Origin of the sequence: Qipengyuania sp. HL-TH1 (assembly GCF_036365825.1) — a bacterium.
GTDB classification, from domain to species: domain Bacteria; phylum Pseudomonadota; class Alphaproteobacteria; order Sphingomonadales; family Sphingomonadaceae; genus Qipengyuania; species Qipengyuania profunda.
This window is the reverse complement of record NZ_CP142675.1, coordinates 221,105-245,470: the sequence shown is the minus strand read 5'-3', so window position 1 is coordinate 245,470 and position 24,366 is coordinate 221,105. Positions and strand designations below refer to the sequence as shown.

Sequence of the window (24,366 nt, the reverse complement as noted above, 5' to 3'; positions counted from 1 at the left end):
TGTTGCCATGCGTATCCTGATCTTCACCGCACTTGCCCTGCCCCTGGCCGCCTGCGCCGGTTATTCCGAACCCGCGCCTGCACCGCCCGCCCCGCCTCGCGACGCCATGTTCGGGGCCTGCGACGCAGCCCCGGCGCAGGCGCATGTCGGCCGTGAAGCGACCGAGGAAGCAGGCGCCGCGATCCTCGCGGAAAGCGGCGCCGAAGTGCTGCGCTGGGGGCCGCCCAATTCGGCATGGACGATGGATTACCGCACCAATCGCGTAAACGTGCGCTATGACGAAGCGCGGCTGATCACCGAGATCACCTGCGGATGACGCGCCGCCGCGCCTTCACCGGCTCCCCGTTCGAAGCGCAGTTCGGCTTCGCCCGCGCGGTGCGTGACGGCAATCGCATTCTCGTTGCGGGGACCGGACCGATCGAAGATGACGGCAGTTCCACCCCGGGCGGCGCCGCGGCCGAGGCCGAACGCTGTTTCGTGCTCATCCTGCGCGCGATCGAGGAACTGGGCGGCAGCGCGAAGGATGTCGTGCGCACGCGGATGCTGTTGACCGATCCGGCAGATCAGGAAGCGGTCGGCGAAGTTCATGCCCGCTTCTTTGGCGAGGCCCCGCCCGCCGCAACGATGGCAGGTGTGGCCTGGCTCTGCCGACCGGAATGGAAAGTCGAAATCGAGGCCGAAGCAATCATCGAAGGCTGACCGCAGCAGCCCTTTTCACGCCCCCTCACCACCGCTAGGTCACCCGCCATGACAGGACAATTCCAGCTTACCGAAGAGCAGCTCGCGATCCAGGAAGTGGCGCAGCGCTTTACCGCCGACAACATCACTCCGCATGCCGGCGAATGGGACCAGACCTCGCATTTCCCGGTCGATGTGATCAAGCAGAGCGCCGAGCTCGGCTTCGGCGCAATCTACGTATCCGAAGAAGCCGGCGGTATCGGCCTGGGCCGGCTCGAAGCGGCGCTGATCATGGAAGCCATGGCCTATGGCTGCCCTGCGACCAGCTCGTTCATCTCGATCCACAACATGGCCGCCTGGATGATCGACCGGTTCGGGGGCGACGAACTGAAGGGCCGCTACCTGCCCGAGCTCGTCACCATGGAGAAGATCGCCAGCTATGCGCTGACCGAACCCGGCAGCGGATCCGACGCGGCGGGGCTCAAGACCGGCGCCAGGCTCGATGGCGATCACTACGTGCTCAACGGCACCAAGCAGTTCATCTCGGGTGCGGGCTTCAACGACGTCTATGTCACCATGGTTCGCACGGGCGAGCACAAGACCAAGGGCATCACCTGCCTGGTGATCGACAAGGACACCCCCGGCGTGTCCTTCGGCAAGCCGGAGAAGAAGCTCGGCTGGAATGCCAGCCCGACCGCGCAGCTGATCTTCGAGGATGCACGGGTGCCCGTCGCCAACCGCGTCGGCCCCGAAGGCGACGGCTTCCGCTATGCCATGATGGGGCTCGACGGCGGCCGCCTGAACATCGGCGCCTGCTCGCTCGGCGGGGCGCAGCGCTGTCTCGACGAGGCGGTGAAGTACACCAAGGAACGCCAGCAGTTCGGCCAGGCGATCGCCGATTTCCAGAACACGCAGTTCATGCTCGCCGACATGGCGACCGAATTGGAAGCGGCGCGCGCGCTGCTCTATCTCGCGGCCGCGAAGGTCACCGACAATGCGCCCGACAAGAGCAAGTTCTCCGCCATGGCCAAGCGGCTGGCGACCGATAGCGGCAGCAATGTCGTCAACAATGCGCTGCAATTGTTCGGCGGCTATGGCTATCTGAAAGAATACCCCATCGAACGCTTCTGGCGCGATTTGCGCGTCCATTCGATCCTCGAAGGCACCAATCAGGTCATGCGCATGATCGTGGGCCGGGAGATGCTCCGCCAATGACTGAAACCGTCGACCTTCACACCCACACCCATGGCCGCACCGGCCATCTCTCGCTCAACCGCCCCAAGGCGCTGCATGCGCTGACGCTCGACATGTGCCACGCGATGAGCGCGGCGCTCGCCGGTTGGGCGTGCGACGACGGCATCGAGGCCGTCATCCTCGATCATGCCGAAGGGCGCGGCTTCTGCGCGGGGGGCGACATCAATCTGCTGCGCCATTCCGCACTCAACGATGGCGGGAAAAGCGGGCGCGAGTTCTTCCACGACGAATACCGGCTCAACCACCAGATGTTCGAATACGGCAAGCCGATCGTCGCCTTCATGGACGGCATCACCATGGGCGGCGGCGTCGGTATCGCACTGCCGTGCAAATATCGCGTCGCGACCGAGAACACGCGCTTTGCCATGCCCGAAAGCGGCATCGGCCTCTTCCCCGACGTCGGCGGTGGCTGGCACCTGTCGCGGCTGGGCGGGCGGCTCGGCCAGTTCCTCGCGGTGACCGGTGCGCGGCTCGACGGTGCGGAATGCGTCTGGGCGGGTATCGCCACGCATTACCTGCCGGCCGAGAAACTCGCCGAAGCCAAGGCCCGGATTATCGAGCATCCCGACCGGATCGGCGGAATCCTGTCCGAACTTTCCACCACCCCGCCGCCCGCGCGGCTGGAAGAGAATGCCGCGCTGATCAAGAAGCACTTCGCCTCGGATCGCTACGAGGACATCCTCGCCAGCCTCGAGGCAGACGACAGCGAATGGGCGGCGAAGGAGCTCGCCACGCTACGCGGCAAGAGCCCGCAGACCTGCAAGGTCGCGCTGCGCCAGCTGAGCGAGAGCGAACAACTCGGCAGCTTCGCCGACAACATGCGCATGGAATATCGCATCGCCAGCCGCGTGCTGACCCGGCCCGATTTCGCCGAGGGCGTGCGCGCGGTGATCGTCGACAAGACGAACGACCCGCAATGGGACCCCGCAGCGCCCGAGGACGTGAGCGAAGAACTGATCGACTGCATCTTCGCCCCGCTTCCCGAGGGCGAGGAATGGACGCCGCTCGAACGGTGATATCCGTCGCCCCTGCGCAGGCAGGGGCCCATACGCCGTTGCGGTTCCGCGCGGCCGACAAGTCATCTAGGCTCCTGCCCTCGCAGGAGAGACGTGGAGAGAACATTGGCTTACGAAACCATCACCGTCGAACAGCGGGACGCGGTCACGCTGATCACGCTCAACCGTCCCAAGGCGCTCAACGCGCTCAACAGCACGATCCTTGCGGAACTGACCGAGGCCTTCGCCGCCTATGAAGCGGACAAAAGCCAGCTCTGCGCGGTTCTGACCGGATCGGGCGACAAGGCCTTTGCCGCGGGCGCGGACATCAAGGAAATGAGCGAGAAAGCCGCGGCCGATTTCTACCTCGAGGATTTCTTCAGCCCCTGGACGAGCGAGATCGTCAAGAAAACGCGCAAGCCGTGGATCGCGGCGGTCAACGGCTTCGCGCTGGGCGGCGGCTGCGAGCTCGCCATGATGGCCGATTTCATCATCGCCAGCGAAAACGCCAAGTTCGGCCAGCCCGAGATCAAGCTGGGCGTCGCGCCGGGCATGGGCGGATCGCAGCGTCTGACCAAGGCGGTCGGCAAGTCCAAGGCGATGGAGATGTGCCTCACCGGCCGGATGATGGATGCCGCGGAAGCCGAGCGCAGCAATCTCGTCGCGCGCGTGGTCCCGCATGACACGCTGCTCGACGAAGCGCTGAAAACCGCCGCGCAGATCGCGAGTATGCCGCCGATGGCCGCGATCGCAAACAAGGAAATGGTCAATGCGGCCTTCGAAACCAGCCTCGACCAGGGCTTGATCATCGAACGCCGTATTTTCCAGATCCTCGCCGCGAGCGAGGACAAGGCCGAAGGCATGGCTGCCTTCGTCGAGAAGCGCGAAGGCAAGTGGAAGGGGCGGTAAGCCAGTGGTGCGAAAGCACCGCTTTCCTACGCCCCCGCGAAACTGTTAAGCCCGTTTCCGGCTGGGGGCCGCCATCTGGGCCGGGGGGGGCGTCATATTGGCAAAGCTGTCGCCTTCGCCCCAAAAATATATCATAATTCAGCACCTTGCGATGTTGGATTGGGGCGACACACTGTCGCCCTTGTCGCCCGAATGTCGCCAGGGCACGGCAATTTGCGAGAGGATAGATCATGAAAATCGCCTTTATCGGCCTCGGCAATATGGGCGGCGGGATGGCCGCCAACCTCGTGAAGGCCGGGCATGCCGTGAATGCCTTCGACCTTTCGGAAGGAGCGCTCGCGACAGCTAAGGACAACGGCTGCACGCCCTTCACCGATGCCGCCGAGGCCGTTCAAGGCGTCGATGCGGTGGTTTCAATGCTGCCCAATGGCGGGATCGTGAAGTCGGTCTACGAGGGCAGCGTCATCGGCAAGGCGCCCGCAGGCGCGGTGCTGCTCGATTGCTCGACCATCGACGTTGCCACCGCGAAGGAGGTTATCGCCGAGGCCGAGGCCGCCGGTTACGACATGGTCGATGCGCCGGTCTCAGGCGGGATCGCGGCGGCGAATGGCGGCACGCTGACCTTCATGGTCGGCGGCACCGAGAAAGCGTTCAAGCGCGCCGAAGAGGTGCTCAACGCGATGGGCAAGGCGGTGATCCACGCGGGCGACGCTGGGGCGGGCCAGACCGCCAAGATCTGCAACAACATGCTGCTCGCCATCTCGATGATCGGCACTGCCGAGGCGATGAAAATGGCCGAGAAGCTCGGCCTCGATCCGCAGAAGTTTTACGAGATATCGAGCCAGTCCTCGGGCTATTGCTGGTCGCTCAATGCCTACACCCCCCTGCCCGGCGTCGGCGTCGAAAGCCCGGCGGACAAGGATTACCAGGGCGGTTTCGCCACGGGACTGATGCTCAAGGATCTCAAGCTGGCGATGGAGGCGGCCGAGACCGCCGATGCCTCGACCCCGCTCGGGCGCCACGCCAAGGAGCTTTACGAGCAATTCGCCGAGTACAATGCGGGGCTCGATTTCAGCGCAATCATCAAGACGCTCTGATCTCCTCAAGCATCCGCGCGAGCCATTCGCGCGGGGCCATGCGGCGGCCGATATCGGCAACGAATTCCTGCCCACGCGCCACGCTCTTGAGCCGCCCACCGCGCAGCCAGCGGTCGGCGCGGTCGTGATAGCTCAGCCCGCCGTGTTTGAGCCAAGCGGGGCGCCCCCATAGCGAGGGCGGTCCCTCGGGCACGGTGAGGCGCAGCGCATCGCTCGCTTGCCGCGCTTCCACGCCGGGGCCTGCATAGATCACGTCGTTGCGCGCATGGAGCGCCAGCGCATGCGGATGGCCGCGCGCGACCAGATAGTCGGGTGCACCCTGCGCGAGATGGGTGATTTCGGCCACTTCGAGATAGCCGAAGATGCGGTGGTGGAGATCGCCGTCTTCCTCGCGGAACAGCCCGAAGAACAGGAACACATCCCCCGGCCCCACGCCCCGGTTCGCCAGATGGGTCTGCGCCGCGCCGCATTGGCCGAACAGGCAGGTGCCATCGGCGAGGAACATCGGGTCGTGGTGACACAGCGTCCCCGCATCGACCCGCCCGCGGCTGGCGCGCGCGGCATGTTCGCCCAGACCGAGATCGCCATAAGTGGTGCGTGAGGCGGTGCCTGCGGGGATCGGCAGGCTGACCGGCCGACTCTCGACGATCGGCGATGGGCCGCCGCCCGAGGCGCTGTCGAACCCTTTGCGGGAGAAGATAATTCGCACGCCCTCCCCGTGCCTTAAGCGCGCGACAGTGACAACCGCGCCATTCGGCCCTATTTGCGCGCCCATGACACAAGACAACAATGGCAAGGTCACCGCGCTGATCATGGCGGGCAAGCGGTCGGGCGTGCTCGATCCACTCGCCGAGCGCGCCAATGTGGCCCAGAAATGCGTTGTTCCCGTCGGCGGCATGCCGATGATCGAGCGCGTTGTGATGAATGTCGCCGCCAGCCCGCGCATCGGCGAAATCCGCGTCGTGGCGCATGAGGCGGACGAGATCGCCGCCATTCCCTCGATTGCCAAGCTCCAGGCCGAGGGCCGGCTGGTGTTCAAGCCCGGCGCGTTCAATCTCGTCGACAGCGTCTTTGCCGGGGCCGAGGGTGCGGACTATCCGATCCTCATCACTACTGCCGACAATTGCCTATGGCTGCCCGAGGACTTTACCGAATTCGCCGACAAGGCGATTGCCAGTGGTGCGGGCGCTGCAGCTGCCCTGGCGCACAAGGAAGACGTTCAGGCCGCGGACCCCGAAGGGCAGAAGAAGTTCTACGAATTTTCCGATGGCGGCTATTCGAACTGCAATGCCTATTGGATCGGCAGTCCGCAGGCACTTGCGGCGGCCGAGATCATGCGCGGCGGCGGGCAGTTCGTGAAATTCCCGAAGCGCATCGCCAAGGCTTTCGGCGTGATCAATCTGATCCGCTTCTTCCTCGGCTGGGGCACCAAGGAAAAGCTCTTCGCGCAGGTTTCGCGCCGGTTCGGCTTCGCCATGGTGCCGATCGAAATGAGCCACGGGCACTGCGCCATCGATGTCGACAACGAGCGGACGTTCCAGGTCACCGAAAAGCTGCTGACCAAGCGGCTCGCCACCATCTGACGCCGCCGGCCGGACGATGCATCGCCTGCTCCGCAATATCGGTTGGTTGCTGACCGGGCGCGGCCTCAACGCCGTTTTGAGCATCATCTACCTGGCGCTCGCCACGCGGACGCTGGGGCTCGACCATTTCGGCTATTTCGCGATCATCCTAGCGCTGGGGCAGACGGTCACCGGGCTGGCCAATTTCCAGACCTGGCAATTCGTCGTGCGCTGGGGTGCGGACGAGGACGGGCCCGCCGATGCGACCGGCTTCGCGATTGCGCTCGACCTGCTGTCGGTCGCGCTGGGCCTCGTGCTGGCAGCCGCGCTGGTGGGGAGCGCACCGCTCTGGCTGCCGCTGCCCGACGAGCTATTACCGGTGGCCTTCGGCTATTGCGTGATCTCGCTGCTGGCGATCCGCACCACCCCCACCGGCCTGCTGCGGCTGCGCTTCGCCTATGCGCGCACCACCGCGGCCGAAGCGGTGCAACCAGTGGTGCGCGCGGCGGGCGCGGCAATTGCCGCAATCGCCATGCCGACCGTGACCGGCTTTATCCTCGCCTGGGCCGCCGCAGAAATCGCGGTGGCCGTATCCTTGTGGATCGCGGCCGGCCGGCTCGAGCGGATCAACCTCTCGCGCATCAGCCTGCGCCATATTCCGCGCGCGCATCCGGGTGCCTGGCGCTTCGTCTGGTCGACCAATATGTCGGGCAGCCTCAATGTCGGCGCCAAGCAGGTGCTGATCCTGCTGGTCGGCGCGATCGGCGGCGAAACCGCGGCGGGCGGGTACCGCGTCGCCAGCCAGCTGGGACAGGCGCTCGTCAGCCTGGCGCAGACAGTCTCCAAGGCGATCTATCCCGAACTGGTCCATGCCCGGGAAACGGCGCATGACATGGCCCGGCGGATGGCCAATATCGCGCTGATCGCCGGGGTGCTGGCGGTGCTGGTAACGCTGTTCTTCGGCCGCACCGCGCTGGTCCTGATCGCGGGACCCGAATTCCGCGTGTTCTGGACCATGGTGATTCTTGCCATCGCGGGCGCGATCGAACTGGTCGGGGCCAGTCTCGAATCGCTGCTGGTCAGCGCCGGCCGGGCAGGCACCGCCTTCCTGATCCGCGCGATCCCCACGATCATCGGCCTGGCGCTGCTCGAAGTGGCGATGGGCTGGAACGGGCTGAAGGGCGCCGCCTTCACAGTGATGGGCGCGTCCGCGCTGTCGGTGCTCGGTTTCTGGGTTGCGATCATCTCGCTGGCGCAGATCACGATCACCGTGAAGCCCGCGCCCGAGCTGCCGCCCAAGGGTTAGCGAATTCCGAGCGCTTCCGCTTCGGCGCGCAGCCGTGTGGCGGCGGAGGGATTGGCCGCGACCGCATCGCTCAGCGCCTTGCGCGCGCGATCGGGCTGACCCAGCGTGGTGCGCGACCGCATCAGCATCACCCACCCGTCGAGGTTCGACGGATCGGCGACCAGCTTCTGTTCGAGGCTGGCGACCATGCCCTCGGCCATCTGGCGCTGCTCGCCCGGGGGCATTTGCGAAGCGGCGGCAAGCTGGGCGGCGTTCGGCCCGGGTATCGCGCCGGTCGCGGTCAGCCCCGCGCCCGTCGCTGCGGGGACTGACCGCGCAGCCTGCGCGCGTTCGAGCCGCGGAGCGACCTCGAGCTTGTTGATCGTCGCCACCTGCTCGATCGTCCGCGCGAGATCGGCTTCCCACGGCGCGCCCGGCGGCGTGTCTTCGAGCAGTTCCAGCCACGCGGAAATCGCGCCTTCGTGGTCGCCATCGAGATCGCGCTTCACGGCAAGGAAATAGCGCGCCCGTGGGTCTGCCGGATCGAGCGCGATTGCGCGGCGGAAAGCGGCCAGCGCTTCGGACGGCAGCGGATCGCGCTGGCTGTCCATCACCAGCGCTTCACCGTATGCCGACCACAGTACTGCAGTGTCCGGTTCGAGCGCGGTGGCTTCGCGATAGGCCGTGGCCGCCGCGCCGAATTCACCGCGTCCGTAGCGGGTGAAGCCCAGCTCCTGCCATGCCGCGGCATCGCCGGGTTCTTCGACGACACGCGCCTCGAGCGCTTCGAGCGGTGTGGCCGCGGGCGATTCGTCCGTATCGGCATCAACCCCGTCGAGCGCGCGGTAGCCAACTGCGGCAAGGATGGCTGCGAGCGCCAGGCCGAACAGCAGTACCCCCCTGTCACGCGGTTGCCGGTCTTTTTCTCGCCCATCACGTCCCCCTTGCCCGCTGGCTATCGCGGCTGGGCCCGACAAGCAATTGCCACCGCTTGAGTTTTGCCTATGATGCCGCCTCATAACAAAATACGGGTTCGCAAGCCTCCGGGGGGGATTGCGGTTTGGGCGATAGAGTTCGTGTAGCGATTGTAGGCTCCGGCCCCGCCGGGCTGAGCGCGGCTGCGCATGCGGCAGATCGCGGCATGAGCCATGTGCTGCTCGAAAAGACCGACCATCTTTCCGATACCATCTACAAATACCAGAAGGGCAAGCACGTCATGGCGACGCCCAGCAATCTGGTACTGCGCAGCGATCTGGATTTCGATGCCGGCAAGCGCGAGGTGATCCTCGACACCTGGGACCGGCAGGTCGCGGACGGCAAGGTCGCGGTGCGCACCAATGCCGATGTCACCGGCATTGCGGGACAGGCGGGCGCATTCACGCTGACGCTGCAGGACGGATCGACGGTCGAGGCCGAAGCGGTGGTGCTGGCGATCGGGACGCAGGGCAATCCCAACTTGCTCCGGCTGCCGGGCGGCGACCTGCCGCACGTCCAGTATCAGCTCGACGATCCCACCGAATATGTCGACGAGCACATCACCGTGATCGGTTCGGGCGATGCGGGGATCGAGAACGCGCTCGGCCTCGCCGCCGACGAGGCGCAGGGCAATGTCGTTACGATCCTCAACCGCCGCGCCGATTTCGCGCGCGCCAAGGGCGCCAACGTCAAGCTGCTCGAAGAAGGCGAGGCCGACGGACGCATCTCGGTGCGCCGCGAAACCAGTCCGCTCGAGGTCCGCGCGGGCGAACTCGTCCTCGAAACGCGCGACGGAGAGGAAACCATACGCTGCGACCGGATCATCGCGCGTACCGGCTCGCAGCCGCCGCGCGCCTTTGTCGAAGCATGCGGCGTCGAGTTTGCGAGCGAGGACCGCACTGCCTTTCCCAAGCTGACCCCCAGCTTCGAGACCACGCAGCCGGGTATCCATGTGATCGGCGCGCTAGCGGGCTATCCGCTGATCAAGCACTGCATGAACCAGGGCTATGACGTCATTGAATTCCTCGATGGCAACACCGATCTCAAACCGGCCGACGAACCGATCCTGGCGGAGAAGTTCGCTGCGCTGCCGGGGGACCGTTCGGTCGGCGACTGGCTCGAGGCGTTCCGGTCGCAGGTCGTCATCCTGCAGGAGCTGAGCCCGCTACAGATGCGCGAGCTGATGCTCGACAGCCGGGTCCATGCCTATGACCGCGGCGAAGTGATTTTCACCCGCAACGAGCCGGGTTCGTCGATGTTCGCGATTGCCGAGGGATCGGTGCTGGTCGAGGTCGATCCCGAAGACAGTTCGATTACCGTGCCGATCGAAACCGGCTCGATCTTTGGCGAGGTCGGGCTGATTTCGGGCCGCAAGCGCGGGTCCACCATCCGCGCTCCCGAACCCACGGTGGTGGTCGAATTCTCGCGCCTTGCCGCGCTCAAGCTGCTGGCTACCGCGCCCTCGGCCAACCGCGCGGTCAATCGCATCTCGATCGAGCGGCAGGTGCTGCAGATCTTCGGTGCTGGCCTGACCCCGGCCGACATCGCCGAGCTGGTCGAGGCCGCCGAAGTGGTCTCGGTCCCCGCGGGCGAAGTGGTGGTGGAAGAAGGCGCCGACGACAAGGACATTTATATCGTCCGCGTCGGATCGATGGTGGTGGAGAAGGACCTCGGCGGCAAGCCGGTGTTCCTCTCCTACCTTCCTGCCGGCTCCTATTTCGGCGAAATGGCAGTGATCGACGGGTCGAAACGCTCCGCCAGCGTCCGCGCGGCAATCAAGAGCGAGGTGATCCGCTTCCCGGGCGAGATGTTCAACGCATTGCTCGACGCCAAGCCCGATATCCGCACCCGCGCGCTCAAGGACATGGCGGCGCGGCGCGAGATCAACGACTTCGTGGAAAGCCGCAAGGCGAGCTTCGGCGGCGCGGTCGACATGTATTCGCAGACCGCGCAATTCCTCGTCGAGAACGGGCTTGGCGAAGCGACCGACGTGCTGCTGATCGACGAGAAGCTGTGCGTCGGCTGCGACAATTGCGAGAAGGCCTGCGCCGACAGCCATGACGGGCTCAGCCGGCTCGATCGCGAGGCGGGGCGGACCTATGCGCATCTGCACGTGCCGACCTCGTGCCGGCATTGCGAGCATCCGCACTGCATGGCCGACTGCCCGCCCAATGCGATCAAGCGCGGCCCCGACGGCGAAGTGGTGATCGACGAGACCTGCATCGGCTGCGGCAATTGCCAGCGCAACTGCCCCTATGGCGTGATCCGGATGGATGCCAAGCCGCCGCCCAAGCCCGGCCTGCTCAGCTGGCTGCTGTTCGGCGCGGGGCCCGGCCCCGGCGAAGCCAGCTACGCATGGCGCACGCGCAAGGCCGCCGAAGTGGGCGAGACCGCCAAGCTGGCGATCAAATGCGACATGTGCAGCGGGATCGAGGGCGGTCCCGCCTGCGTGCGCGCCTGCCCGACCGGCGCGGCGATCCGCGTGAGCCCCGAACGCTTCCTCACCGTCGCACGGCTCGAAGAAGGGGCCGACTGATGGCAACCGTCTCCTCCAGCGACGATGCCACGGGCTATGCCGAGATCGAGCAGCGCCGCTCGGCCAATCACGAAAGCTTCCTCGCCCACCGCGCCTATTACTGGGCCCGGGTGGCAGCCTTCCTCGGGCTCTTCGTGGTGCTCACCTATGTGCTGATCGACGTCGATCCGCGGCACAATGGCGGGAGCTGGTACGGTTATACGCTGGGCACGGTAGGCGCGGGGCTGATCGTCTGGCTGGCATGGCTGGGCATTCGCAAGCGCCGCCCGACGCCGGGCAGCTGGAGCCTCAAGGCGTGGACCAGCGCGCATGTCTATCTCGGCCTGTCGCTGGTGATCATCGGCACGCTGCACACCGGCTTCCAGCTCGGCTGGAACGTCCATACGCTGGCCTGGGTCCTGATGATGCTGGTGATCATCTCGGGCGCCTATGGCATCGCGGTCTATGCCTCGCTGCCGCAGGCCCTGTCCGAAAACCGCCGCGAGATGACGCGCGAACAGATGATCGAAAGCCTCGCGGCGATCGACAAGCAGCTCGAGGCCGCCGCGCAGCCGCTGTCGCGCGACGATGCCGACCGGGTGATCGCCGCACTCGAACAGGATGTCTTCTCTTCCGGGATCGCCGCGCGGTTCCGCGGATCCAGCCGCCGCGATGCGACACGCGCGGCGCTGCAGCATATCTCGACCGGGCGTGCCTATGACGACGACACGCATGACCTCGCGCAGCAGAAGGTCCGCTCGCTGCTCGGCAAGCGCGCCGCACAGATCGACCAGATCCGCCGCCAGATGCAGACCAAGGCGCTGCTCCAGATCTGGCTCTATGTGCATGTGCCGCTGACCATCGCGCTGCTCGCGGCACTGACGGCGCATGTCGTCAGCGTGTTCTATTATTGGTGAGGCGCGGATCATGACATTCCTCATCCGCACCATCGACCTCACCGCCACCGGGCGTGAAATCGTGCGCGACCGCGTTGTCGAAGGCGACAGGCTGGCAATCGGCCGCGCGACGACCAACGATGTGGTGGTGGCCGACCTTGCGGTCGAGCAGCACCATGTCTCGGTCACCCGCACCGACCGCGGCCATTTGGCGATCGAGGCCGCGGGCAGCCGCGATTTCACTTTCGACGGGCACAAGCGCAAATCGGTCAGCATCGACCCGGCGGCGGGCGGTGCGCTGACGCTCGGCCTCTATACGCTGACCTTCGGGCTGGAGGCGGACGGGCGCACGCTGGTCACGGTGACGCAGGAAGAGCGCGAATTCGGCAATCGCGATGCGGTGCGCGGCTTCGATCTCGCCAGCGTCATGCCGAGCAAGCGCGCGGCCGCGTGGATCGGCGTGCTGGTGATCCTCATCGCCTTCCTCGCCGTGCCGATCTGGACCAATCTCGCACGCGCGGACAAGCAGCCCGGTGCGCATGGCGTGGACCAGGTGGCATGGGATGACAGCTGGAGCACCGGCAAGCTGAGCCTCGCGCACCATTCGCTCGAGAACAATTGCGAGGCCTGCCACGTCGAGCCCTTCGTCTCGGTCCGCGACGAGACCTGCCTGTCGTGCCACGAGAATATCGGCGACCACGCCGAGATGGACCGGCTCGCCGCCTCACGCGGGCCGATGGGTACGGGCGAAGCGCTGCTGTGGGACGTCGCCGGGGTCTTCGGCAAGGAAGGCCCCGAAGCCTGCACCACTTGCCATACCGAGCATGAAGGCGCCGGGCGGATGGAGCCTGCCGCGCAGCAATTCTGCTCGAGCTGCCACGAGGCGATGGACACGCGGCTGGGCGATACCGCGCTCGGCAATGCGCATGATTTTGGCACCGACCACCCCGAACTGCAGGCGCTGGTGTTCACCGAGGCAGGCAGCGATCGCACCGCGCGCGTAACGCTCGACGGCAAGGCGCGCGAAAACAGCGGGCTGCGCTTCCCGCATGACATGCATCTCTCGGAGACCAATGGCGTCGCGCGGATGGCGGGGACGCTGCCCGATTATGGCGAAGCGCTGGTCTGTGCCGATTGCCACCGTCCGACCGCCGACCGCATCGGCTTCCTGCCGGTGGAAATGGAAAGCGATTGCGAGAGCTGCCACAGCCTCGTCTACGACAAGGTCGGCACGACCTTCCGGTCCCTGCGCCATGGCGATGTCGCGCAGATGCGCGCCGACCTGATCGCGATGGACCGCGCCCCGCGCGAACCGATCACCAGCGGGCTGAGGCGCCCGGGCGAATTCAAGCGCGGCGGCCGCTATTTCCAGGATTTCGGCGCACCTGCGCGCAACTATCTCGGTGTCGCACGGGCGCTGTCCGAGGATGGCGTCTGCGGCGAATGCCACATCCCCACCACGGTTGACGGGCAGCCAAGCGTCGTGCCGGTGTTCCAGAGCAGCCACTATTTCCTCAATGGCCGGTTCGATCACAAGGCGCATGAGCAGGAGGAATGCAGCAGCTGCCACGCCGCCGACACCTCCGCCAGCGCCACCGACCTGCTCCTGCCGACGCTGACCAGCTGCCGCGAATGCCACCAGGGCGCCGACGCAGTTGCGGCGGATGTCCCGTCGACCTGCGCCATGTGCCACAGCTATCACCCGCCGACCTTCCAGCGCCGCGAGGACGGCCCGCAAAGCCCGGTGCCCGATCGGGTGGCCCGCCTGTCGCGGCAGCGCGAGGGCAGCGAATGAGGGTCGGCGTGGCATCAGGGGGAGAGACGCTTTGCTGATCGCTCAGATGACCGATGTCCATATCGGTTTCGATCCGGACGCGCGTCCGGAAGAACTCAACCGCATCCGCTTCGGCGCGGTGCTCGAACGGTTGGCAAAGACCCCGCACACGCTCGATTTCCTCGTGCTGTCGGGCGATCTCACCGACCATGGCGACCGTGACAGCTTTTCCAAGATCGCCGCGGTGCTGGCCGATATTCCCTGCCCCATGCTCCCGCTGGTCGGCAATCACGACGACCGCGAAGAACTGCTCCGCGCATTTCCCGACACGCCCTGCGAAGGCGAGTTCCTGCAGTATGTGGTCGAGCAGGACGGGTTGCGGATCATCTGCCTCGATACGTTCGAGCCGGGCCGTCATGGCGGCGCCTTCTGCGAAAAACGGCGCGACTGGCTACGCGCGGCGCTGGCGAGCGGCGACGGCAAGCCCTGCGTCATCTTCATGCACCACCCGCCGATCGTCGCCGGGATCGACTGGATGGACCCTGCGCCGGACGAGCCGTGGATTGCCAACTTCGCCGCCGCCGTGGACGGGCACCAGGATACGATCCAGGCAATTCATTGCGGGCATCTGCATCGCCGCGTCGCAGCGCGGTTCAGGGGCATCCCGCTCGGCATCACGCCTTCGGTCGCGCCGCTGGTGGCGCTCGACCTGCGCCCGATCGACGAGCATGCAGCGGACAATCGCGCGCTGATCACCACCGAGCCGGCCAGCTACGCATTGCATTACTGGGACGGCACGGACCTGGTGACGCATTACGAAAGCTGCGGTGAATGGGAAGTGCTTGCGCATTATGGCGAGCATCTCAAACCCATGGTGCGCGAAATGAAGGCCGAGCGCCGGTAGTCCTGCCCAGCCCCTGATGGGGCGGCGCCCAGCGATGTGACTTCCTGATCCGGGAAATACTCCGGGGCGCTCAGTCGCCCAGCGCCGCCCGGTCCGGGTCCAGCCACGGTCCGCGCCCGCCGACCCATGCGCCCATATCGGGCTCGTCCGAAACCTTCCACGGTACGCCGGCGCGGGTGAGGAACAGCTTTTCCATCTCCTCGCGGTTGAACGGGCGCGATCCGAGCCGCCCGAAGACCGCCATCTGACCGCCGGTTTCATCGACCCCGCGGTCGCGGTCGATCCCCTTGCTGAGCGCGCGCGCGGCCCCCTTGGTCCGCGCCCAGGCGATCAGTTCGGGCTTGGGCGCGGGGCTGAAGCCATAGAAATTCGGCTGGCTGTCGGGCGTCGTCAATTGCAGCACCTTCAACCCGTTGCGCCCGTCGGCGACATAGGCGAACAGCGTGGCATTGGTCGAACCGACGATGACATCCTCGGCATCGTTGAGCGTCCCGCCCAGCGTGACCTTCTGATAGATGCGGGGCGATAGCGGTCGCGTCACATCGAGGATCACCAACCCGTCCTGCTTGGCCGCGACATAGGCATAGGTACGCGCGACATAGACCCGCTGCGCATCGGCCAGCGGCACGCTCGCCTGCGGCATGGCGACCGGATTGCGCATGTCGGTGACGTCGAACAGCTTCACCCCCTCGGCATCGGTCACCCAGAGATAGCGGAACTGGATGGTGGAGGCGCGGGCATCGGTAAGCGCGCGCACGGCCATCAGCTGCGGGTTTGCCGGGGTTGCCAGGTCGACCACCACCAGCCCGGCGTCGGCGGTGATGAAAGCGATGTCGCCGGCGAGCGTCACATGCCGCGCACCCGCGAGCACACCATCGGGGTTCCACGCCGTGCTGCCATCGGCAAACCGCGTGCGGTCGAGCTGGTTGTTGCGAAATTCGCCATCGGCCATCGTCACGATATCGACCAGCACCAGCCCTTCGACCGCGTCGGTGACCACGGCGTAGTCGTAGATCGGCTTCATCGGCTGTTCTTCATTGACCTGCAGCAGCGTCATCGGCGTACCGTCGGCATTGAGCACCGGATTGCCCGCGGCATCGTTGACGGGGGTAGCGGCCATTGCCCGGTTGCGGTCGGGCCGGACCGGCTGGGTGGTCGCCAGCGCCATGCAGGTGGCATTCTTCGTCTTCACATGCGTGTCGTGCCCCATCGCGCTGAACGGCGCGGTGAGGATGCGTTCGGAGACGCCCTTATTGGCGATCGAGGCGACATCGTAGACGCGGAAGCCGCCCTTCCCTTCGGCGACGAACATATATTCGCCGCGCAGTTGCAGACAGCCGACGCCATCGCGCGTGCCTTCGTGGACATTGGCGAATTGCTCGAAGGGCTTGGTTTCGCCGCTGGCATCGCCATCGAAGGTCTGGCCGCGGATCCAGTCCTTCAATTCGCGATCATTGTCCTCGACATGCATGCGCCAGTAATCGGGATAGGCGTATTTGTGCAAATAACTGCCCAGCACGGTCTGCGGTTCGTCCCATTCGGTTACGCGCACCGCCTCGAAGCCGGTATCGAGCCCGACCCAGGCGTTGAGTCCGACGAAATTGACGAAATTGGTGCCGAGCAGCAGCAGCTGGCTCATGATCGCATTGTTATCGTCCGCCGCCGACAGATGGCAGTCGGTGCAGGTCTTGGTCTCGGTCAGCCGCACCGTATGCGGGAAATGCGGCGCGAAGGCCTGGCTCGAATAGCCCGAGGCCGCGACCGGGGGCTGCTGCACATAGATCCGCTCGCGGTTGATATTGGTCGAGGACAGCACCAGCGCGCTGGTAGAACGGATCGGCGCGACCTGGTTGCCCTTGGTGGTCTGGTGACGGCCGAGCTGGAACATCTGGTCGCGCGCGACCTGCGGATTGTAGGTCGCGAAATTGCGCGTTTCCTCGGTCCCGTAATGGTGCGACTTGGTTTTCCAGTTAGCCTCGATCGGGAGGTGGCACCCGCCGCAGCTGGTGGTCCATGACAAATGGCAGGTGAAACAGGCCATTTCCTCGGTGCCATGCGCGCGGTCTTCGGGCGCGATGCCGGTGCCGAATTCGAACAATCCGGTTTCCGCGCCTTGCTTGCTCATCAGCTTAGCGCGCGCGGCCTTGGCATTGAAGTCATGCGAGACCGGGTCGACGCTGTCGCGCACGAGGCTGACTTTCCATTCAAGCGCGGGATCGACGATCGAACGCTGGACGAGCACCCGCCGGCCATCGTCGCCATAGGTCCATTCGAACCGCCGCTTGCCATCCGGATTGCGCAGCAGCGAGAGATCGTTGCCCTTGGGCGGCGCAGCGGGGCCGCTGGTGAGCAACGTGGGATAGGCATCTGCTGTGCCGTGGCAATCCTTGCAGCCGATCTCCACCGCATTGGCGACCTCGGCATAGATCAGCCCGTTGCCGTGGCTGTCCTGCGCGAAATGGCAATCGGCGCATTGCAGGCCCTTTTCGGCATGGATGTCCATCATGTGGACGGTCTTGCCCGGATTGGTGCCGGGTTCGACGAACTTGCCCTCGCCTTCGCGCCGCCATTTTTCCGGATCGTCGGGCGGGACGATATTGTCGTCCTTGTCGAGCAGATTTCCCTCGCGGTCGCGTTTCAGGATCGCGCGGAAATTCCACCCGTGCCCGTGATAATCGGCGAACTGGGTGTCCTTGAGCTCGGGATTGAGGTCGTAGACATTGCGCAGGAAGTCGAGATCGGCCCACTTGCCCTTGGGTGCGGCGGCTTCGGGGTTGCGATCGAGCACCGCGTGCACTTCTTCGGCGGTGGGGTATTTCTGCTCCTTGGGCCACATATGCGGCGCATCGCTCTCGTAGTCCCACATCGTGTAACCGAGGTAGGAATTCAGGAAGATGTTCGGCTGGTGCATGTGGCAATTCATGCATTGCGCGGTCGGGATCGACCGGGTGAAGATATGCCGGATCGGATGGCCGCGTTCCTTGTCCGGGCCATCGCCGGGCCGATCCACCGCATGATCGTCATCCCCCGGCTGCTTGACCGCACCATGGCCCGCGTCGTCGCCTGCGCCGTGGCCCCCACCATGCGCATCCCCGCGCGCGCCTTCATAGAGCCCGGAGATGGTCGGATCGACAGTCGCGCTCTGCCCGTCGCGGCCATATTGCGCATAGGTCAGCGAATGGCGCGGCTCGCGGTCGTTGGCATAGACCACGTGGCAGCTCGCGCAGCCCGAATGGCGATAATCGCCCGGCTGGTCGTTGGTCCCCATAAACCACATGAAGGGATCGTTGAGGCGCGTCTTGTGGATGTTGAGCACGGGAATCGCCACGCGCAGGCCCGTGCCCGCACCGCGGTTGGACTGCTTGAGATCGGGCCGCCCCGGTTCCTCCAGCCGCTGGATCAGCCCGGTGGGATTGGGAATGCCGACCTCGGGAAACTGGCTGGCGACATTGCGCCCGCCGCGTTCGAACACGCGGAACACGTCGCTCGGCGGGATCACATGCCAGGTCGGCAGCGGATAGAGCGCCGCCAGCGCACCGCGCGCCTCCTGGTTGTCGGTCACACTGGCTACCGGCGCGCCGGGGCTTTCGATCTTCGCGGGTTCGCCCTCGCGCGTGTAAGCCTCGCCGAGAATGTAGCGTTTGAAGGGCAGGATGCCGTTGTTGTAGGACGCACCGCCCCACAGCATCGCGCCGGTCGCCATGATCGAGCGTTCGGAAGCCTCGATCGTCTCGATATGGCAGGCGCCGCAGGCTTCGCGCACCACGCGATAATCGCTCGGGTTGACGAAGCGGACGAAGACCGGGTCTTCCTTATTGAGCAGGCCATAGCTGCGCTTGGGATTGGCGGACGAGGGCCAGTGCCAGCTTTCGGGATATTTGGGCAGCACATGCGCCGCATCGCGCGCGGCGGTATAGGCGGGATCGTCATGCGCCAGCTCGCTGTCGCCGAAGACCTCGGCATTGCCGCCATGACAATCGATGCAGCCCAGCCGCACTGCGGGCGTTTCGTGCATCGTCGATTGGTCGGTGCGGACATGGCAGGAAACGCAGCCCGCCGATTTCGCCGCCATCTGCGCCTCGGTCTGGACCCGCGGCGCAGGCGCGGCGGTGACGAGGCTGTAGTCGCGTTTGACCGGGTTTTCCTTCTCCGCCGCGCGCAGGCCCACGGCCCCGGCGAGAAGCATGACCGCGATGGCCAGCAGGAGGCGGGAAAGACTGCGCATCAGTAGGTCAGCACCGCGTTTGCGAGCACCGAATAATAGGCGCGCGGATTGCCAAGCGAGGTGAACAGATCGTCGAAACCGTCACCGGAAATGAGCGTCGCCGCGGACAGGCGGAAAACGATGTTCTGCGTCGCCTTGGGCCGCCAGATCGCTGCGGCGGACAGGTCCCAGCCGATCGCCTTGGGGATCGAGCCTTCGTTGCGCAGCGCCTGCAGCGTCGCCGTGTTCTCGAACCACAAATGGTTGGCATTGGCGGAGAGGCGGAACTCGGGCGTGATATCGAAATCGGCGCCGGCGCCCAGCAGCATCAGCCCGGGATTGTTGAAATTCGACTGCCCCTGCTCTTTCGAACTGCGCAGCGAATTGAGGATGCCATTGCGCCCGTTGACGCTGATCGCGCGGCCGCCGCCGGCAAAGGGGATCGTCTGGCGGATCCAGTAGGACGTATCGGCTCCGGCAAAGACGGGATTTTCGAAGATCGCGTCATAGCCGGTCTCGACATCGTCATAGGGATCGCCGTCGCCGCTGCCATAGGCGGCGGACAGGCGGAAACGGATCCAGTCGCGGTCATAGCTCGCCTCCAGCGCGGCGAAATAGGCGCTGATATCGGCGGGCCGGTCGGTGAAGAAGGAATTGCGGTCCTCGCCGAAGGCATAATAGGCGCTGCCCGTCAGATTGATCCGTCCGATCCGGCCGTCGGCATTGTAGCCGACGTAGAAGACATCGTAATCGCGCCCGCGCAGCGACCCCAGCAAGGCGGGGCGCACCGGGAAGCCATTGTCGTCGATCTGGACGTCTTGGGCTTCGCGATTGGCATTCCACACGAAGGTCAGCTGGCTTGTCAGCGCGGGGATCAGGAAATCCTGCCGGTAGGCGTTGACGTAGAACACATAATCATCGCGCGGCGTCTGCAGCACCGCGTTGAGCCCGCTATTGGTGTCTTTCTCGAGCCGCCAGAAACCGCCGAAATTGTACTGGAAGCGGTTGTTGTCGCGCGTTCCAAAAAACCGCACGCCAAGCTGGTTGTCGTTGAACAGGAAGCCGCGGAAGTCAGCCTGGAAGGGCTGGATGCCGATCCGCACGCTATCGAAATCATACCGGTCAGAGACATTGCGGAAGTGATAGTCGAAGAAGGCTTCCTGCACGCCGACGAAGTGGTCGAAACGATGCGAGGGCTTGCTCGGTTCGACGAACAGCACGCGCCGCTCGGGCACATCGACATAATTGAGATTGGCCGCCAGCGTGACGCGGTATTCGACATCGGGCGGCTTGTAGGCGGTGCTGCCCTTGAGCAGCGCGGCGCCGACGATGAAGCTCTGCGACAGGACATAGCTGGTGTCCTTGCCGAAAACGTCGATGCTGTCGGGCCGCTCGGTCGTCTGCACACCCACCGGAATGGGGAAGGTGCGCGGTTCGAACACCGTGTCGCTTATCGCATTGACGATGAAGAACCAGTCGTCGCCGGTGATCGGCAGCCACGGCACCTTGTCCGGATTGATCGGCCGGTCGCCCTTGTAGGTGTTCTGGTTATAGGGGTCCCACCAGCGTTCGGTCACGAGGCCGAGACTTTCGACCAGCCGCCAGCGGTCGGGGATCGGGACCTGGTCGACCGGGAACGCCTCGGGCGGCGGCGCGCGCACCGCGCCCTCATTGGTCTGAGACACCGCATCGGGCAGCGGCTCGGTATAATCGGGACGGCGGCGGCCATCGATGATCGCCGGGTCGACCGCGGCGGGTTCGCCCGGTTCGGGATTGACCACCGGCGGCGCTTCCGCAGACGCGGGCTCAGGCGGCAGTTCCGCCTGGGCAGCGAGCAGCAAAGCCAGCGGGGTAAGCGCGGCCGCCGCCATCACAGCCCCTCGCAGACATTCTGGCGGGGATCGTCGAGAAACGGCGCGAAGGGGCAATTGACGTAGCGCAGCCGCACGTTGCTACCGTTGACATTGACCACGATCCGGTCGGCGCGGATCTCGAAGCGTGCATTGCCGATACCGCCCGTGCGCTGCCCGCCATTATGCAGGCCAAGGAAGCTGACCATGTCGTCCTGGTCGATCCCGTCACCCGATACCCCGATGCCGCCGACGAGCTGGTCCCCACGATAGATCGGTACCGAACCGGGGAAGATCTGGATGCCATTCGCCAGCCGCTTCCCGCCGCCCGGCGCATCGGGCACTTGTGTGCAGGTGCGCGGCGTATCGGGACTGGCCCCGCCCGAAATCACGAAGCCGAGATGCTGGACGAGATTGGGGACGATCAGCTCGGTCTGCAGCCCGGTCATGAACGGGCTGAACTGGCCCGGCCGTTCGACCGAGAGCGGGCCGGCCACATCGCCCACCTCGCCATCGGGGAAATAGGGCCGCGACAGATTGCCGCCCGACCGATCGGCAAAGGCGAAGGTCCCGGTCAGCGCGTTGGCATCGCCGAGGAAGCTGCGCACCCGCTGGACATAGTCCGCCACTGCGGGTCCGGCAGCCTGCAATTGCGCCGCTGCAACGCGGTTGGAGAAGAAGGCCGCAGTGCGCGCCTTCTGCAGCGATACATCGGTGCCGAAGATCGGCCCGTCGGGCGAACGCACGATCCCGAGCACCGCGCCATGCGTATCGACCACGCTGATCGTCGCCTGCATCCGGCTGTCGAGCGGGCGGCGGATCTGCGCGCGCGCGCGGCTGAGGACGGTAAATGCCTCCTCCATCGCCGCGCGGACTTCGGCAGCGCTCAGCGGATCGGCAATGCTTGCGGCGTCGGTCCCCGCGCGGATCGGGAAGCGCGGTGTCCCGGCCGCGTCGACCAGCACATAGGCATCGCGATTGGCAAACTCGCTCGCGGTGCTGCGGCGGATGCCCGAGGCGTTGGTGCCATAGGCGGTCCCCGCGCGGATCGTGCCGTCATTATAGCCGAACACCGGCACAAGCGTGCCCGAAGGGCCGTTAACCGCGCCGAAACTGCGCTGCAGCGGGCCCAGGTCGCTGGCCGCGATATCGCTATAGCGCAGGCTGGTGCCGTCGACCGGGATGCGGTCCGCCTCGATCGCACGCGGCGGGGTGAACCCCTGTGTCCCTGCAACCGCGGCGAATTCCTCGGCGGCGCGGTCCACGTCGATCGTATCGGGATCGAAGCCGTAATCGCCGTCGCCGGCAACGCCGATGCCGCCGACCACAACGCCGTACTTGTAAAGCGGGAAACCGCCCGGATCTGCGGCCAGCCCCAGCGGCGAGCGCTGCGGGCCGATCATCCCGTCGCTCATCCGCGTGGACAGGTCCGAACAGGGCAGCTGGCTGAACTGCACGCCGAACAGCGGCCCGCTTTCAAGCCCCACGGTCGAGGCGGCGGGCGGGAAATGCTCCTGCACGATCTGGCTGGCCGTGCGGGTCGAAAAGGCATTGCCTCCGCTCGAGAGATAGGCACCGGTGATCGCCTTGGCGATGGCGGCGGCGGCGGTGGGCACCTGGACGCCCTGCAGCCCGACCTCGTCACCCGGCACGGCGCGCCCGGCAATCGTGCGCCGGCTGATGCGGGTGTTGCCGGGCGTGCCGGTCATGGCGAAAACGCCGAGGACATTCCCCACCCGGTCGACCACCGCGACGGTGGCGGGGAGGCCGCGCGCCTGTGCCTCGCCCACGGCTTGCGCGATGATCTGCTGGACATCTCCGACCGACAGCGCGCGCTGCGCCGGATCGGTGAACAGCCGCCCCCCGGTGGTCGGCGTTGGGCTGGGTGTCGGAGACGCCGTGCCGCCTCCGCCGCCGCCCGTCGTTCCGCCATCACCGCCGCAGGATGCCAGGACCAGAGCGAGGGCCCCCGTCAGGCAGCCAAGCGCGCGCCGGCGCATTATCGCAGGCTCCCGATCGCGGATGTCGCGCTGGCCAGCGCGCTGCGGAATGCGGCGGGACGATAGGTCTCCGGCGCGGCCACTGCGGCATAGGCACGGTTGATATTGGCGCGGATCGCAGCCGCCGCGCCGACCGTCACGCGGCCTTCGCGGACCAGTGCATTGAGCAGCGTATCGACCGCCATCACCGCCTGGACCGACCCGGTGTAATCGGTAAAGCGCGGCGCGGTCGCCTGCGAGGCGATCGCCGCGATCACCTGATAGGCATCACTGCTGCCGAACGAGCGCGCGGCCAGCGCATTGGACAGCGCCTGCGCCCGCTCGCGCAAGGCAATCGCGGCTTGCTGCGCGCTGCCGCGGTCGCGGCCCATCGCGCGGTGGAATTCCACGCTCGCGTCACCGAAAGCCTCGCCAGCGCCGGGGGCCAGCGCCCGGCCGACCGCGGACAGCATGATGATGTTCTCATCGTTGAACGGCGCATTGCCGAAGGGGATCGGGCGGCCGGGATTGGTCTCGAAAGTCAGCCGCCGGGCGGGCCCGTCGGTGATCGCGCGGTGGCAGCTGTGGCAGTCGTAGAAATAGAATTCGGGGAACATGCCGCGCATGCCGAAGCCGGGCCGCGCGAACAGATCGGTCGCCCGCGCAACCGCTTCCGCCTGGCCCACCGCCCACAACCGCACGCTGTCGCTGCGCCCCTTGCGGCGGGCATAGTCGGCATCTTCGGTGTGATGCTGCTGCAGCGAGGAGAAAAGGTCGAGCTCGAACGAAATCCGCGGGTGGCCCGCAGCCATCATCGAATGGGTGACGAACTGGCCCGTATCGGTGCTGCCGTAATGGCAGTCGAGACAGATTTTCGCGCGCACCTGCGGATCTTCGAGCGGCACCAGCCCCGCGCGCACATTGGAAGCATGGCTGGCGGCCTTCTCGTAATGGACCTGCAGCCAGCCTTCTGCCGCGCCATGGCAGCTCTCGCAGCCCACCCCGTCGCTGGTGTGGAAACGCGCGCCGCGGCGCGATTGCGGGACATAGGTTGCATGGCAGCCGAGGCAGGCGGGCGCGGAGGTCGCCGCCCCCAGCCCCAAGGTCTGCGCGATCTGGCGGCCGCGGCGGCTGGCGAGCACCGAATAGGCACGGCTATGCGCCCCGCTGGCCGAAGACGGGGCCTGCCAGGTCGCGATCTCGTCCTGCCGGACGACCGCGCCATTGCCTTCCGAACGGCCGTGGCAGGTCGAGCCGGCACAGGTTGCCACGCCTTCGAAGTTTGCAGTCGAGGACTGGGCGTTGGCGGCGGAGGAATCGGGGCCCGCGGGCGCGACAGCGGCCAGCGCAAGCAGCAGCGCGAGCGCAAACGCCCGCACGGCTCCGCCCCGTCCCCCTTGCCAGCGTGCTGCCCGGCGTTTCATCGGCCCTCCCCGATTGCCCTAATCTGCTGCTGCCGCCCCCCGCGGCAGCCGCCATGCCCCGTGCC

Annotated in this window: 18 protein-coding genes; 12 read left to right on the top strand and 6 right to left on the bottom strand. The window is 66.1% G+C overall.

Going from position 1 to position 24,366, the window contains the following annotated elements:
* The first annotated feature begins 7 nt into the window (after positions 1–7).
* The 6 genes from VWN43_RS01750 (at position 8) to mmsB (ending at position 4,933) form a co-directional block, all read left to right on the top strand.
* Positions 8–316 carry an I78 family peptidase inhibitor gene (locus VWN43_RS01750; RefSeq protein ID WP_320180898.1) on the top strand — a complete coding sequence of 103 codons (309 nt, stop codon included), beginning with the start codon at positions 8–10 and terminating at the stop codon, positions 314–316.
* Positions 313–699, top strand: coding sequence for a RidA family protein (locus tag VWN43_RS01745; protein WP_320180899.1), 387 nt, complete (start codon positions 313–315; stop codon positions 697–699). Before VWN43_RS01750 ends, VWN43_RS01745 begins: the two co-directional genes overlap by 4 nt.
* A gap of 48 nt (positions 700–747) precedes the next feature.
* Positions 748–1,893 carry an acyl-CoA dehydrogenase family protein gene (locus VWN43_RS01740; RefSeq protein ID WP_320180900.1) on the top strand — a complete coding sequence of 382 codons (1,146 nt, stop codon included), beginning with the start codon at positions 748–750 and terminating at the stop codon, positions 1,891–1,893.
* Positions 1,890–2,948 carry an enoyl-CoA hydratase/isomerase family protein gene (locus VWN43_RS01735; protein ID WP_320180901.1) on the top strand — a complete coding sequence of 353 codons (1,059 nt, stop codon included), beginning with the start codon at positions 1,890–1,892 and terminating at the stop codon, positions 2,946–2,948. The genes VWN43_RS01740 and VWN43_RS01735 overlap by 4 nt, the downstream gene beginning before the upstream one ends.
* Positions 2,949–3,053: 105 nt before the next feature.
* A complete protein-coding gene (locus tag VWN43_RS01730; RefSeq protein ID WP_320180902.1) occupies positions 3,054–3,836 on the top strand; it encodes an enoyl-CoA hydratase-related protein in 783 nt (260 codons plus the stop codon).
* A gap of 230 nt (positions 3,837–4,066) precedes the next feature.
* On the top strand, positions 4,067–4,933 hold the full coding sequence (gene mmsB, locus VWN43_RS01725) for a 3-hydroxyisobutyrate dehydrogenase (protein ID WP_320180903.1): 867 nt from the start codon (positions 4,067–4,069) through the stop codon (positions 4,931–4,933).
* On the opposite strand, the gene VWN43_RS01720 is transcribed toward mmsB, so the two are convergent.
* Positions 4,920–5,642 carry an Nmad3 family putative nucleotide modification protein gene (locus tag VWN43_RS01720; RefSeq protein ID WP_320180904.1) on the bottom strand — a complete coding sequence of 241 codons (723 nt, stop codon included), beginning with the start codon at positions 5,640–5,642 and terminating at the stop codon, positions 4,920–4,922. The two genes, mmsB and VWN43_RS01720, sit on opposite strands and share 14 nt — an antisense overlap.
* 64 nt (positions 5,643–5,706) lie before the next feature.
* Here VWN43_RS01720 and VWN43_RS01715 point away from each other — a divergent pair, with 64 nt between their 5' ends.
* Together VWN43_RS01715 and VWN43_RS01710 are read left to right on the top strand one after the other, a co-directional pair.
* Positions 5,707–6,516 (top strand): NTP transferase domain-containing protein, encoded by an 810-nt coding sequence (locus tag VWN43_RS01715; protein ID WP_320180905.1) that lies wholly within the window; start codon positions 5,707–5,709, stop codon positions 6,514–6,516.
* Between the two features lie 16 nt (positions 6,517–6,532).
* Positions 6,533–7,801, top strand: coding sequence for a lipopolysaccharide biosynthesis protein (locus tag VWN43_RS01710; protein ID WP_320180906.1), 1,269 nt, complete (start codon positions 6,533–6,535; stop codon positions 7,799–7,801).
* On the opposite strand, the gene VWN43_RS01705 is transcribed toward VWN43_RS01710, so the two are convergent.
* Positions 7,798–8,757, bottom strand: a complete 960-nt coding sequence (locus VWN43_RS01705) for a tetratricopeptide repeat protein (RefSeq protein WP_320180907.1) — start codon at positions 8,755–8,757, stop codon at positions 7,798–7,800. The two genes, VWN43_RS01710 and VWN43_RS01705, sit on opposite strands and share 4 nt — an antisense overlap.
* 83 nt (positions 8,758–8,840) lie before the next feature.
* On the opposite strand from VWN43_RS01705, the gene VWN43_RS01700 reads away from it, so the two are divergent.
* Genes VWN43_RS01700 through VWN43_RS01685 form a run of 4 tightly spaced genes read left to right on the top strand, consistent with a single transcriptional unit; the run spans position 8,841 to position 14,844 of the window.
* A complete protein-coding gene (locus VWN43_RS01700) occupies positions 8,841–11,291 on the top strand; it encodes an NAD(P)-binding domain-containing protein (protein ID WP_320180908.1) in 2,451 nt (816 codons plus the stop codon).
* A complete protein-coding gene (locus VWN43_RS01695; RefSeq protein WP_320180909.1) occupies positions 11,291–12,187 on the top strand; it encodes a hypothetical protein in 897 nt (298 codons plus the stop codon). The genes VWN43_RS01700 and VWN43_RS01695 overlap by 1 nt, the downstream gene beginning before the upstream one ends.
* A 10-nt stretch (positions 12,188–12,197) precedes the next feature.
* Positions 12,198–13,961: a cytochrome c3 family protein gene (locus VWN43_RS01690; protein WP_320180910.1), complete on the top strand. Its 1,764-nt coding sequence runs from the start codon at positions 12,198–12,200 to the stop codon at positions 13,959–13,961.
* A gap of 46 nt (positions 13,962–14,007) precedes the next feature.
* Positions 14,008–14,844, top strand: a complete 837-nt coding sequence (locus VWN43_RS01685; RefSeq protein WP_330767989.1) for a metallophosphoesterase — start codon at positions 14,008–14,010, stop codon at positions 14,842–14,844.
* Positions 14,845–14,914: 70 nt separating this feature from the next.
* Here the strand turns inward: VWN43_RS01685 and VWN43_RS01680 are convergent, their stop codons facing one another.
* From VWN43_RS01680 to VWN43_RS01665, 4 genes are read right to left on the bottom strand one after another with little or no spacing between them, the layout of a single operon-like run.
* Positions 14,915–19,069, bottom strand: a complete 4,155-nt coding sequence (locus VWN43_RS01680) for a multiheme c-type cytochrome (protein ID WP_320180912.1) — start codon at positions 19,067–19,069, stop codon at positions 14,915–14,917.
* Positions 19,069–20,919, bottom strand: coding sequence for a porin family protein (locus VWN43_RS01675; RefSeq protein ID WP_320180913.1), 1,851 nt, complete (start codon positions 20,917–20,919; stop codon positions 19,069–19,071). Before VWN43_RS01675 ends, VWN43_RS01680 begins: the two co-directional genes overlap by 1 nt.
* Positions 20,919–22,898: a heme-binding protein gene (locus VWN43_RS01670; RefSeq protein WP_320180914.1), complete on the bottom strand. Its 1,980-nt coding sequence runs from the start codon at positions 22,896–22,898 to the stop codon at positions 20,919–20,921. Before VWN43_RS01670 ends, VWN43_RS01675 begins: the two co-directional genes overlap by 1 nt.
* Positions 22,898–24,301 (bottom strand): multiheme c-type cytochrome, encoded by a 1,404-nt coding sequence (locus VWN43_RS01665; protein ID WP_320180915.1) that lies wholly within the window; start codon positions 24,299–24,301, stop codon positions 22,898–22,900. The genes VWN43_RS01670 and VWN43_RS01665 overlap by 1 nt, the downstream gene beginning before the upstream one ends.
* Positions 24,302–24,366: the final 65 nt, after the last annotated feature.